The sequence below is a fragment of the Geodermatophilus sp. URMC 60 genome, assembly GCF_053502585.1.
On the sequence record NZ_CP199958.1, the window covers coordinates 4,016,801 to 4,029,428 of the forward strand.

The 12,628-nt window shown below is 77.7% G+C and carries 10 protein-coding genes; 4 read left to right on the plus strand and 6 right to left on the minus strand.

The window, feature by feature from the left end; translation table 11 throughout:
* Positions 1 to 9: 9 nt before the first annotated feature.
* Entirely contained in the window at positions 10 to 846 is an 837-nt protein-coding gene (locus ACWIX3_RS18965) for a helix-turn-helix domain-containing protein (RefSeq protein WP_448612486.1), read from the plus strand.
* Here the strand turns inward: ACWIX3_RS18965 and ACWIX3_RS18970 are convergent.
* The 4 genes from ACWIX3_RS18970 to ACWIX3_RS18985 form a co-directional block, all read right to left on the minus strand.
* On the minus strand, positions 834 to 5,375 hold the full coding sequence (locus ACWIX3_RS18970) for an HAD-IC family P-type ATPase (protein WP_448608899.1): 4,542 nt from the start codon (positions 5,373 to 5,375) through the stop codon (positions 834 to 836). The genes ACWIX3_RS18965 and ACWIX3_RS18970 overlap by 13 nt on opposite strands.
* 86 nt (positions 5,376 to 5,461) lie before the next feature.
* Positions 5,462 to 6,250: an alpha/beta hydrolase gene (locus ACWIX3_RS18975; RefSeq protein WP_448608900.1), complete on the minus strand. Its 789-nt coding sequence runs from the start codon at positions 6,248 to 6,250 to the stop codon at positions 5,462 to 5,464.
* A gap of 2 nt (positions 6,251 to 6,252) precedes the next feature.
* Positions 6,253 to 6,969, minus strand: a complete 717-nt coding sequence (locus ACWIX3_RS18980; protein ID WP_448608901.1) for an SGNH/GDSL hydrolase family protein — start codon at positions 6,967 to 6,969, stop codon at positions 6,253 to 6,255.
* 25 nt (positions 6,970 to 6,994) lie between these two features.
* Positions 6,995 to 8,647: a helicase-related protein gene (locus tag ACWIX3_RS18985; protein WP_448608902.1), complete on the minus strand. Its 1,653-nt coding sequence runs from the start codon at positions 8,645 to 8,647 to the stop codon at positions 6,995 to 6,997.
* A gap of 274 nt (positions 8,648 to 8,921) precedes the next feature.
* Here ACWIX3_RS18985 and ACWIX3_RS18990 point away from each other — a divergent pair, with 274 nt between their 5' ends.
* Together ACWIX3_RS18990 and ACWIX3_RS18995 are read left to right on the plus strand one after the other, a co-directional pair.
* Positions 8,922 to 9,893, plus strand: a complete 972-nt coding sequence (locus ACWIX3_RS18990) for an anti-sigma factor RsbA family regulatory protein (protein ID WP_448608903.1) — start codon at positions 8,922 to 8,924, stop codon at positions 9,891 to 9,893.
* 23 nt (positions 9,894 to 9,916) lie between these two features.
* A complete protein-coding gene (locus ACWIX3_RS18995) occupies positions 9,917 to 10,201 on the plus strand; it encodes a YciI-like protein (RefSeq protein WP_448608904.1) in 285 nt (94 codons plus the stop codon).
* A 74-nt stretch (positions 10,202 to 10,275) separates the two neighbouring features.
* Here the strand turns inward: ACWIX3_RS18995 and ACWIX3_RS19000 are convergent, their stop codons facing one another.
* Complete coding sequence (locus ACWIX3_RS19000; RefSeq protein WP_448608905.1) at positions 10,276 to 11,334, minus strand: 2,3-butanediol dehydrogenase; 1,059 nt, start codon at positions 11,332 to 11,334, stop codon at positions 10,276 to 10,278.
* Positions 11,335 to 11,529: 195 nt separating this feature from the next.
* Complete coding sequence (locus ACWIX3_RS19005; RefSeq protein ID WP_448608906.1) at positions 11,530 to 12,117, minus strand: hypothetical protein; 588 nt, start codon at positions 12,115 to 12,117, stop codon at positions 11,530 to 11,532.
* Between the two features lie 201 nt (positions 12,118 to 12,318).
* Between ACWIX3_RS19005 and ACWIX3_RS19010 the strand changes: the two genes are divergently transcribed.
* Positions 12,319 to 12,534: a hypothetical protein gene (locus tag ACWIX3_RS19010; protein ID WP_448608907.1), complete on the plus strand. Its 216-nt coding sequence runs from the start codon at positions 12,319 to 12,321 to the stop codon at positions 12,532 to 12,534.
* The last annotated feature ends 94 nt before the right edge of the window (positions 12,535 to 12,628 follow it).

A 12,628-nucleotide genomic window follows, 5' to 3' on the forward strand; every position in this document is an offset into this window, starting at 1 on the left:
GTGGTCTTGATGGAACCCGACACCGCTCCGCGCCCCCTCGACCACGTCGAGCGCGCGCACCTGCGCTCCCCCGGCGACGCCTCGCACGTCATGTACCGCTACGACGCGGCGCCGGAGTTCGCCGGCCTGCTCGAGCGCTTCTGGATCCCGGTCTGGTCGGTGCCGCCCGGCCAGGAGGCGCCGCAGCAGGTGCTGCAGTACCCGGTCACGCTGCTCGTCGTCTCCGGCGACTACGCCCGCTTCTACGGCGTCGTGTCCGGGCTGTCGACGACCACGCTGACCGGCGACGGCTGGGCGGTCGGGGTCATGTGCGCCCCGGCCGCCGGCGCGCTCGTCGCCCGGGGGTCGGTCGCCCTTCTCACCGACCGGCACGTGCCCCTGCCCGAGGTGCTCGGCGCCGAGGGCGAGCGGCTCACGGCCCTGGTGCGGTCGGCCATGGCCGGCGACCCCGCGTCGCCGACCGCCCACCGGACGGCGATGGACGCGTTCGGCGACGTGCTGCGGCCGCTGCTGCCCGTCGATGCCGAGGGGGAGCTGGTCAACCGGGTGGTGGCCTTCGTGGAGCGCGACCGCGAGGTCGTCCGGGTGGCCCAGGTCTGCGCGGAGTTCGGCTTGTCCGAGCGGGCGCTGCAGCGGCTGGTGCGGCGCCGGCTCGGACTCACGCCGAAGTGGCTCATCCAGCGCCGCCGGCTGCAGGAGGCCGCCGAGCGCCTCCGTAGTCGCGGCACGACCCTCGCCGAGGTCTCGGCACTGCTCGGGTACGCCGACCAGCCGCACTTCAGCCGCGACTTCTCCCGGGTCACCGGCATGACGCCGGGCACGTTCGCGACCCGCTACGCAGGCTGAGGCGCCGGCAGCTGAGCCGGCCGAGGCGCCGGTTCCCGGCGCACCCGCGCCACCAGCGCCGGCACGACCTCGGCACCGGCCGTGCCGGCCGCCGCGCAGCCCAGCACGACCAACCAGGCCAGCGGGTCCAGCGGCGTGCAGCCGAAGAAGCGGCTCAGCCCCGGGGTCTGGACGACGGCGGCGAGGACCGCGAGCGAGACCGCGGCGGTGACCAGCACCAGCGGGCTGCGCCGGCCGGCCCACGCGGTCTGCCCGAGCTGGGTGGTGATGAGCGCGGCCAGGCCCATCGTCCCGGCCCGCCCGCGGAACCCGGTGAGCCGCCCGGCGGTCCAGGCCGCGGTCGCCCCGGCGGTGGTGGCCGCCCCACGGACCAGCACCATCCGCCGCACCTCCCGGGCGAAGCCGCGCCGCGGTCCGGCCTCGAGGACCGCGGCCAGCGGGTGCCCGGCCAGCGGGCCGTCGTCCCCCTCGGGTGCGGTGCCGCGGGGCGCGGCCACGGCGACGGCGAGCGCCGGGAACATGTCGGTGAGCAGGTTGACCAGCAGCAGCTGCCGGGTGTTCAGCGGCGCCCGCCCGCCGAAGGCGGTGCCGAGCACGGTGAACGCCACCTCGCCGGCGTTGCCGCCGACCAGGACCGAGACGGCGTCCTGCACGCGCGACCACATCGCCCGGCCCTCGGCGATGGCGTCGACCAGCCGGGTCAGGTCCAGGTCGGTGAGCACCAGGTCGGCGGCGGCGCGGGCGGCCGGGGACTCGGCGCCGGACACGCCCACCCCCACGTCGGCCAGCCGGATCGCCGCGGCGTCGTTCACCCCGTCGCCGGTCATCGCCAGGGTCGCGCCGGCCCGGCGCAGCGCGGCGACCAGTGACACCTTCTGCTCCGGCGACAGCCGCGCGAACACCGCGGTCTCGCGCACCATGCGGGCCCGCTCGGCCTCCGGAGCGCGGGCCAACTCCGCGCCGGTCACCACCCGGTCGGCACCCGGGACGCCGGCCTGCGCGGCGATCGCCCGGGCGGTCCCCGGGTGGTCGCCGGTGGCCACGACCACCCGGACGCCGGCGGCCCGCAGCTGCTCGACGGCCGCGACCGAGGACCCCCGCACCGTGTCGGCCAGCCCGACCAGCCCGCGCAGCGTGAGGTCGGAGGCCGCCTCCTCGAGGTCGTCGGCGCCGTCGTGCGCGCGGTCGGCGACGGCCAGCACCCGCAGCCCCTCGGCGGCGAGCTCCTGCACCCGCCCGGTGAGGTCCCCGGCGTCCCGGCACCGGGCGGCGACCACCTCGGGCGCGCCCTTGACGACCAGCCGGCCGTCGCGCACCGCGGCGGAGAACCCCCGCCCGGCGGCGAACGGCAGGCTCTCCCCCGCGTCACCGTCGGGGCACACGCCGCGCTCCTCGGCCGCCTCCACGACCGCCCGGTCGGTCTCGTGCGCCCGGTCGTCGCCGTTGCCGACACCGGCCGCGACCAGCTCCAGCAACCCCTCCTCGTCGAGCTCCCCGTCCAGCGGGAGGAGGCGGGCGACCCGCAACCGGTTCTCCGTCAGCGTCCCCGTCTTGTCGAAGCAGACGGTGTCCACCCGGCCGAGCGCCTCGAGCACCCGCGCGCTGCGGACGACGGCGCCGCGGCGCGACAGCCGTCGCGCCGCGGCCTGCTGCGCCACGGTCGCGACCAGCGGCAGCCCCTCGGGCACCGCGGCGACGGCGACCGCCACGCCGTCCCGCACCGCGTCGCGCAGCGGGCGGCGCCACAGCACGCCGAGGCCGGCGACCGTCGCGCCGCCGGCCAGGGTCAGCGGCAGCACCGTGCGGGTCAGCTCGCCCAGCCGCGCCTGCACGCCGGCCGGGGGCGCCGCGCCACCGGCCGCCCGCGCCGCGCGCCCGGCCTGGGTCGCCTCCCCCACCGCGACGACCACGGCGCGCCCGCGCCCCGCGACCACCGTGGTGCCGTCGAAGAGCACGCAGGTGCGGTCGGCGACCTCGGCCCCCGGCGTCGCCGGCACCGACTTGCCCACCGACAGCGACTCCCCGGTCAGGTTCGACTCGTCGACCTCCAGGTCGACCGCCTCCAGCAGCCGGGCGTCGCAGGCCAGCACGTCACCGGGCTCGACCTGCACGACGTCACCGACGCGCAGCGCGCTGCCGGGCACGTCCTCCCGGCCGCCCTCGGTCTCCCGGTGGACGACGACGTCCTGCTCCAGCAGCAGCGACTCCAGTGCCGTCTCCGCCCGCAGCCGTTGCAGGCCGCTGACCAGCGAGTTCGCGACGGTCACGCTACCGACGAGGACGGCGTCGGTGGCCTCGCCGAGCATCGCCGTCGCCGCGGCGCCGGTGCCGAGGACCGGGGTGAGCGGGTCGGCCAGCTCGGCGGCGACGGTGCGGGCGAACCGGGACGGCCCGCGCACCAGCGGGTGCGCCCGGACCCGGCGGAAGCGGACCGGCCGCACGTCCTCCGCGGCCGGCAGTTCGGCCACGCGGCGCAGCACCTCGTCGGGGTCCAGCGCGTGCCAGGGGGTGTGCACCGCCGGAGGCGGGACGGGGCGGCCGGCGGCCCGGACGGCGGCCCAGGTGCCGCCCAGCATGGCGACGGTCGTGGCGGTCTTGCCGGGAGAGGTCGCCTTCTGCTGCCCGTACCGCTCGCTGCCGACGGCGGCCAGCAGCGCGCCGAGGACGTTGCCGGTCAGGGCCGCCTGCACCGAGCGCCGGCTGACCGTGCGGGCCGCGGCCGTCGCCGCGACCACCCGGCAGGCGTCGGCCAGGCCCGGCCGGGTCACCAGGTCGGCGCCCCACGCCGGCGCGCGGCCGGGCCGGACGGGGGCGACGGCGACGTCGGCGGCCAGCAGGGCGGGGCCGTCGGTGTGGCTGACCAGGAGGACGCCGCGTCCGTCGTCCTGCAGCCGGCGGACCGTCTCGACCAGCTGCTCGTCCGCCGGGGCCACCTCGTCGGCGGCCGCGGCCACCTCGCGCGTGCCGGCGTGCGCGGTGAGCACCAGCCGGTTGCCGGCCGCGGCCGCGACGGTGAGCAGCGCCTCGGCGTGCGGGTCGAGCTCGCGGGCGACGGTCACCGTGCCGACCCGGCGGCGCCCCTGGTGCACCGCGCGGACCTCGGCCCCGGGCGCGTCCTCGGCGGTCCGGGACGGCCCGAGCCGCACGCCGTCGTCCGGCTCGTCGCCGTCCAGGGCGCCGACCAGCCGTGCGGCGACCGACCAGACGCGGGCGTCGTCCCAGCCGTCGGCCTCCGCGGTGGCCTCGAGCACCACCGGCTGGCCGGTGCACAGCGCGTCCCCGTCGACCACGACGGCGTCCACCCGGTCCAGCCGCCGGTAGGCCGAGCCGTCCATCGGCAGCACGTCCCGGCGGCACAGCAGCAGGTCCAGCGTCGTGGCGAACGCCGCCCGCCCGTGGAAGGCGGCCTTCGGGTTCAGCGCCTTGAGCAGGTCGGCCGAGCGGCCGGGACGGCCGGTGAGCGCCAGCAGGCCGAGCGCGGCGGCCAGCTCGGTGGGGCCCAGCCGCTGGGTGTAGGTCTCGACCGGGCCGGGCGGCAGGGGGCGCGGCCGGGGCCCCGGTGGCGTCAGCGGCTCGCGCTCGTCGTCGTCCGGCTCCGGGCGGCACAGCTCCCACTCCCGCCGCCGCCACACCTGCCGGTGGGCGCGCATCTCCAGGACCTCCTGGAGCGCGGCGGCGGCGTTGAGTGCGGGGACCGTCGGGCTCTGGGTGAGCGCGTGCAGCAGGGCACTGACGCCGGAGAAGACCAGTTCGGTGCCGTGCGGGCCCACGGTCCGGTACAGCTCCCGCCGGAGCCAGGTCTGGGACTCCAGCAGCGCGACGGCGAGGGTGGCGTGCCGGGTGAGCGGCGGGACGGGCAGCAGCCGCGCCGCGTACGCCACGCCGACGGCGGCGAGGTCGACGGCCGCGGCCGCCGCGGCCGCCAGCAGCGGTTCGAGGTCGGCGGGGTGGTCGGGCTGCTCCGGCGACAGCGCCGTCCCGCCGCGGGCCCGCTCGATCGCGGTCACCGTGCCGACGACGTCCTCCGCGGTGACCCGCCGCTCGTCGAAGGCGACCAGCACCCGGCCGACGACGTCGTTGACCGTGGCCCACTCCACGCCCTCGAGTCGCTCGAGGGAGCGGCGCAGCGCGCGGCGGACCTCCGGCGTCTCCTCCGCGGCCGGCACGCACAGCTCTACCTGGACCCGGCCCCGGTCGGCCCAGACCCGTCGGGTGTGCCGCCCGGGCGGTGGCTCGACCATGCCGCGGGCGGCGTCGATCAGGTCGTGCAGCCGCCCGTCGGGCAGCGGGTCGGCGCCGGTGACCACGGTGCCGACGGCCCGGGTGCCCGTGACCGCGGCCGCGTGCGCCAGGGACAGCGAGGCCCGGGCGCCCCGGCGGGCGACGGACGCGGTCTCCCCCAGCAGCCCGGCGGTGCCGCCCACCAGCCCGGCGGTGACGCCGGCACCGGCCACCAGACCGGCACCGGCCAGCCCGGCGGCCGCGTCGAGCACGCCGCGGGCCGCACCGATCCGGCGCAGCAGGGACATCGGCTCCCCCGGAACTCGTTCCTCCGGAACAGGTGGGTGCGGACGCTACGCCGGTTCGGGCGTGCGCGCGCCCGGGAGCGGCGCCGTCACTGCGCGAGCCACTCCACGGCCTCCCGCGCCACCTCCGGTGGGACGGCGTGCCCGCCGGAGAACTCGCGGTAGGTGACGTCGTAGCCGTCGTCGCGCAGCGCGGGCACGATGCGCCGGCTGGTCTGCTCCACCGGCAGGACCTCGTCGGCGTCGCCGTGCGACACGAACACCGCCGGCCGCCCCTCCCGCGACCCCCCGGGGACGAACCCCGGGGAGAAGGCGACCACCCGCCCGAACAGGTCCCCGTTGGCCAGGCCCAGGCCCAGCCCGTAGGAGGCGCCGTCGGAGAACCCGGCCACCGTGACGTGCCCCGGGTCGACCGGGACGCCCGCGAACACCTGCGACAGGGCCTGGTCGAGCAGGGCGGCGTCCTCGCCGTGGCGGCCGGTGATCGCGTCCCACGTCGACCCGCGGGAGGCCGGCGCCAGGACGAGCAGGCCCCGCTCGTCGGCCAAGCCGCCGACGACCCCGAGCCCCGCCTCGGCGTCCCCTCCAGCGCCGTGCAGGGCGACCACGAGCGGCGCCGCGCTGCCCGCCGCGAGGCCGGGTGGCACGTGCAGCAGCGCCGGCCGCTCGACCCCCAGGTCCAGCGGCCGGGTCCCCGGCGCGAGCGGCGCGGCGCCGGGCTGCGGCTGCGGGCGGGCGGTCAGCCGGGCGGCCGCCTCCGTGCTCCGGGGGGACCCCGGCAGCTGCGCACCGCACCCGGCCAGGACGCCCGCGCCGGCGAGCGCCCCAGCGGCGGCCAGCAGTCGCCGGCGCGTCCACGTCCGGCCCGGAGCGTCCACGGTCAGCCGCCGTGCAGAGCCGCCCAGAAGGCCGACCGGACGCCGTCGGCCCCCCAGGCGTTGGGCTCGATGAGGGAGCAGAACCACAGGTCCCGCTGCGCCGGCCGGGCCTCGGGCCGCCGGGGGTCCCCGACCGCCAGCCCGTGACCGCGGAAGCGGTCGGCGATCTCGGCCACCGCGGCCCCGTGCCGGGCCGCGCCCCGGCGCAGGGCGTCGTTGAGCTCCCCGATCAGCGCGACGGCGTCCGGCCAGGGCGGCAGGCCGAGCCGCTCCGCGTCGCCGGTGCCGTCGCTGGGGTCGTACACCGTGCCCACGACGACCCGGCCATCCGGGGCCAGGACCTCGCCGATGGCGGCCAGTGCCCGGTCGAGCGCGGCCGCGACCCCGGCGACGACCGCACGCGCCGCCGCGGTGTCCCCGTAGGCGCCGAGCAGGTCGTTCCCGCCGATGGTGAGCGTGACCAGCGCGGGCCGCGCCGGGAGTGCCGCCAGCCGGGGCAACTGCCGGTCCAGCAGCGTGCCGGTGGTCGCGCCGTCGGTCGCCAGCAGCGCGAACGTCGACCCCGGCGCGGTGGTCCGCAGGTCCCGCCCGCGCCACTCCGGGAAGTCGTCGTCGCGGTTGGCGTACAGCAGGCTGGCCCCGCCGCGGCCCGGGCCGCCGGAGTAGTCGTCGATCGAGATCGAGTCGCCGAGCGCGACGTACCCTCCTGCGCCGCCCATCCCGTCATGGTGCGCCCGGAGGTGGTCAGCCGCGCCCCGGCCGGCGGGCGGTCGCGCGACGCGGCCCACCCGTGCGCCCGGACCGGCGGCTCCCGGCGTCCTCGCGGCGGCGGGCCGGGGCCGTACCCCGCACGGCCATCCCGCGCCGGAAGCCGCGCGCCGCACAGGCCCGGCAGGTGGGGAACCGCGGGGCGACCGGCACGCCGCAGTCGGCGCACCGGCCGGGCCCCGCCGCGGCGATCGCGCCGGGGAGCAGCTCGGTGATGCGGGCAGCACACCGCTGCTCCAGCCGGGCCGCGTCCTCGGCGCCGAGCCCGGCGACGCCCGGGAAGGACCGCAGCAGCGTCGAGGCGTCGCGCGCAGCGGCGGCCGCCTGCTCGAAGTCCTCCACCGGTCCCCGCCGCGGCAGCGCCGGCAGCACCGTCTGCGGCGGGACGCGGTACCCGGCCCCGTGCAGCAGCGCGGCGCGGGCCAGCGTGAGCCAGCGGGTGCGGCGCGGCGGCTCGAAGTCGATGGGCAGGGTGATCAACCGCCAGACGGTCCCCAGGTCGGTGCTCGCCCCGACCGGCCCCTCCAGCAGCGGCAGCAGCGCTTCGGCGCGCTCGACCAACCCGCTGACGTCGTCCCCCGTCACCGCCTCGTCCCGCGTCGCCGTCCGGGCCCAGCGCGCCCACCGGGCCAGGGCACCGGGCAGGTCGGCCGCCGTGAGCGCGCCCAGGTCGTCGAGCTCCGGGCGCAGCCGGGGCGTGCGCCGGGGCAGGTCGCTGGTCACCGTCCCGCGTGCCACCGCGGCGCCGGCCGCGACCAGGGCTGCGTCCGGCCGCAGGCCCGGCACGCCGGTGAGCACGCCGACCGTGCCGTGGCCGGTGAGCAGGTAGCGGCCGGCGCGGCCGGCGATCTGCGCGGCCTCCCAGGTGCGCAGCGGACGGCGTTCGACCCCGTCGAACTTGGTCGTCTCGGCGAACAGCACGGTCGCCGCCGGCACGTTGATGCCGTGCCCGATGACGTCGGTGGTGACCAGGACGTCGAGCTCGCCGCGGGTGAATCGGTCGATCACCTGGCGCCGGGTGGCCGGTGGCAGGGCGCCGTAGAGGACGCCCGTGCGCCCCGGCCGGACTGCCGCGAGCACCGCCGCGGTGGCGTAGACGGCCTTGCGGGAGAAGGCGACGACCAGCGTCCGCGGCCGCACGCCCGAGGGCCGCACCGGCGCCCTCAGGACGTCGAGCCGCGACAGCCGCTCGTGGTGGACGACCTCGACGTCGGCGACGTCGGCCACCAACGGCTCGAGCACCGGCAACGCCTCGGCGGCCGAGATGACGCGCACCTCGCGGTACTCCCCGGTGAGCAGCAGTCGAGCCCAGGTGTGCCCACGGTCGGGGTCGGTGACCCAGTGCGCCTCGTCGAGGACGAGCAGCCCGCCGCGCGGCGGGGCCTTCTCGACGGTGCAGCAGAGGACCGGCGCGGTCGGGTCGACCTCCTCCTCACCGGTGCACAGACCGACGGTGCCGGGGGGCAGCTGCGCCGACAGCCGGGCGTGGGCCTCGTGCGCCAGCTGCCGCAGCGGAGCCGCGTAGGTCCCGGAGCCGGCGTCGGCGAGGGCGGCCAGGGCGTCGTGGGTCTTGCCGGAGTTCGTGGGACCGAGGTGGAACACGACCCGCTGCGGCGGGGTGCCGCGCACCGGCAGCGCCGGGCCCGTGCCGGCGGGGAGCTCGTCCCCGGAGACGGGTCGGGGGTACGGGGAGGCAGGCAGGACGTCGTCCTTCGTCGGGTACGGGAGGGGCCGCGGGCATATCGCCCGCCAGGGGCCCGTCCGGGCCCGGTGGGGACAACAGCCGGGACGCCGCGGGCATGCCGCGGGGTGGGCTACATCGCCCCGTGTCCTCAGGCGGCCACCCCGCCCACCTGGCTACCGTGGTGAGGCAACGGCGGGCCGGACGCGAAGGGACGCACAGGTGGACACAGCGCTACCGCACGGGGTCGCCGCCGCGCCCGGACCGCGCTACGTCCACGACGCGCTGTTCTTCTCCTCCACCGACGAACTGGCCGCCGCCACGGTTCCCTTCGTGCAGGAGGGCCTGGCCACCGGGGACGCCGTCGTCGTCACCGCCTCCCCTGCCACCGTCGACGTCGTCCGCGCGGCCGTGGACGACGACCGGGTCCGCGTGCTCGAGTGGGAGTCGGCCTACGCGCGGCGCCCGCCCGCGGCGGTCACCGCGTTCCGCCGGCTGGCCGACGAGCTCACCGCCACCGGGGCGCGTCGCGTCCGGGTGGTCGGCGAGACCGACTTCGGGCGCACCGAGCGCCAGCAGCTGGAGTGGCAGCGCTACGAGGCCGTGGTCAACGACGCCCTCGCCGACTGGCCGCTGTGGGGGCTGTGCGTCTTCGACACCACGCGGCTGCCCGGGCCGGTGCTCGAGTCGGTCGCCCGGACCCACCCGACCGTCGTGACCGGTTCCGCACGCACGCCGAACCCCCGCTTCGTCGACCCCGCCGGGTACCTGCGCGAGCTCCCCGTGCCGGTGGAACCGCTGCAGGCGACGGCCCCCCGGCTGGCCGTGGACGACGTCGCCGACCCCATCGCGCTGCGGCACGCCGTCGCCGCCGAGCTCTCCGCCCTCCGCGGTCCGCGCGAGGTGGTCGAGGACTTCCTGCTCGCCGTCGACGAGACGACCTCCAACGCCGTCCGGCACGGTGGGCCGCCGGTGGGCCTGCGGCTGTGGACGTCGGCCGAGCGGATCGTGTGCACGGTGACCGACCACGGTCCGGGCCTGGACGACCCGTTCGCCGGCTACGGGCCGGCGCACGGCGACGACCTGTCCCGCGGCGGCATGGGCGTGTGGCTGGCCCGCCAGATGTGCGACCACGTCGACATCAGCTCCGGGCCGGACGGCGTCACGGTCCGGCTGACGACCACCCTGCGCTGAGCGCCCTCTGCCACAGTGGCGGCGTGCACCCTGCATCCCGGTACAGCGTCCTGGAGTACACGCTGGCCGACGACTACCTGGAGCGCCGGGCGGCCCTGCGAGCCGAGCACCTCGCACTGGCCCGGGCCGCCCACGAGCGCGGCGAGCTGCTGATGGCCGGCGCGCTCCCCGACCCCTACGACCGCGCGCTGCTGGTGTGGACCGCACCCCGCGAGGTCGTGGAGCGCTTCGCCGAGACCGACCCCTACGTCGTCAACGGCCTGGTGACCGCCTGGACGGTCCGGACGTGGGACGTCGTCGTCGGCTGACGTGTCCGGGAGCACCGCAGCGAGCTCCGGCGGGCGGGAGCGGACCGGTCGCGGAGGACGACCCGGTCAGGTCGTCATCGGGGCTGCACCAGGATCTTGACGTTCTCCTCCTTGTTGTCGATCAGCTCGCGGAAACCCTCCTCGACGATGCCGTCGAGGCCGATCCGTCCGGTGATGAACTGGAACGGGTCGACCCGCCCGGAGGCGACCATCTCGATCGTCGCCGGGTGGTCGTCCGCGTAGGCGAGGCTGCCGAGCACGCTGACCTCGCGGAACACCAGGTCGTTCATGGCGACCCGGGCCTCGTGTCCCCAGATCGCGACGTTGACGCACGTGCCGCCGACCCGGGTGGAGCGGATGGCCGTCGCGAGCACCTGGTCGACGCCGGCGCACTCGAAGGTGACGTCGGCGCCGCGACCCTCCGTCAGCTCGTCCACGGCCTCGACGACGTCGACCGACCGCGGGTCGAGCACGGTGGCCGCACCGGCACCCCCCGCCTTCTGCTTGCGGGCCTCGGCCGGCTCGACCACGACGACCTGCTCCACGCCGGCCGCGGTCAGCGCGGCGGTGGTCACCAGCCCGATGGGGCCGGCCCCGAAGACCACCGCCGACTGACCCGGCCGGGCGCCGGAGAGCCGGACGGCGTGGTGGGCGACGGCGAGCGGCTCGATGAGCGCGCCGACGTCCGTGCCGAGGTCCCCGAGCGGGTGGATCCAGCGCCGTTCGGCCACGACGTACCGGGAGAAGCCCCCGCCGCCGCCGGAGAGCCCCACGAAGCCGAGGGTGCGGCAGACGTTGTAGCGGCCCTGTCGGCAGGCGTCGCAACGACCGCAGACCACGTAGGGCTCCACGACCACCCGGTCGCCCACCCGCACGTCGTCCACCCCCGGGCCGACCTCTGCCACCACGCCGGCGAACTCGTGGCCGAGCGTCACCGGCAGGCCCTCGCCGGTCAGCGGGTGCGGCGCCTCCGGGGTCGGCACGAAGATCGGGCCCTCGAGGAACTCGTGCAGGTCGGTGCCGCAGATGCCGCACCACTCGACCTCGACGGCCACGGTGCCGGGGCGCACCTGGGGGTCGGGCACCTCCTCGACCCGGATGTCGCCGCGACCGTGGAACCGGGCTGCCTTCATGGCGTCGTCTCCGTCCGTCGGTGGACCCCCGCGCGGGAGGCTGCCGACAGGACACCGTGAGGCGCCCGGTCCACGCGAGCGTTGCAGCCGGTTGCAGCCGGGGCCCCGTCCCGAGCCCCGCCGGTGGGGAGGACGAGGCCACCCTCCAGGGTCCCGCGCCGAGCTCGCGAGGCGTGGGGGGAGGGTGGTCCTTCCTCAGTCGGGCAGCAGCCGGCGCAGGACGCCCTTGGCCGTCGCCCCGGCGCGGTAGGACTGCACGAGCCACGAGTTGCACACGATGTTCGCGCCGGCCAGCGCGGGCACGAGGAACTGCGTCACCCGCTGCCGGCTCTGCCACTTCGCGACCTCCGGCGGCGTGCCGGCGGTCGGCAGGGTCGCGTCCTTGACCTCGACCTGCTCGCCGCGGCGCGCGGCCTCCTCGGCGGCCTTGCCGATGCGGCTGCCGGTGTAGGCGGCGTAGGCGGTGGCGCCCGCGCCGGCCACGGCCAGGCCGGCCTTGAGCGCGCCCACGCTGCCGAAGCCCTGCTGCAGGGCGATGCGCCGGCCGCCGACCTGGGTGAGCCGCAGGCCCGCGAGCAGCGTGGCCGCGATGCCGCCGAACTGCGCGGGCTGGAAGCGGCTCCACGCCGAGCTGGCCACCCGGATGCGGTCGAGGCCCTGGGACAGGTCCTGGCCGGACTTGTTCACGCCGGCGATGCCCATCACCGCTCCGCCGAACCACAGGGCCGAGCCCAGGTCGTGTACCGCCTGCGCCACGACGTGGTTGTCGCTGCTGGACGTCATCGTTCCTCCTCCGGTCGGTCCCCGTGCGAGTGGCCGCCCCTACCCGGACCCGCGTCCGGGTAACGGGACACGCCCGGCGACCTCGGGGACACGCCGAGGAAGTGCCCGGGCGCGGGGGTGGGAGTGACGGCCGGTGGGTATGCGTGCCGTGCGACCGGAGTTCGGACAGTCGGACCGGTCGGAGTCCCCGGGGAGCGTCCCATGCCATCCGCCGTCGTCCCCGTGTCCGAGATCGACAGGCTCATCGTGGAGGCCCACGACGCCCTCGGCGCGGCCCGGTCGGTGTTCGCGCGGTCCCCGAGCGGTGCGGCGATCAGCGCCTGCCAGGCCGCCGAGGCGCGGCTCGACGAGCTGCTCGACGTGCGCTTCGACCGCATGACGGCCTCCCACCGGACGCAGGCCGCGGACGGGACGTGACCGGTCTCCCGCCGGGTGCCCGTCCGGGCGCTCGACGGGTGAGGGAGGCTGGAGGTCGCGGCCGCGCCTCCCGCCCGGGACGGTGCGGCCGGTG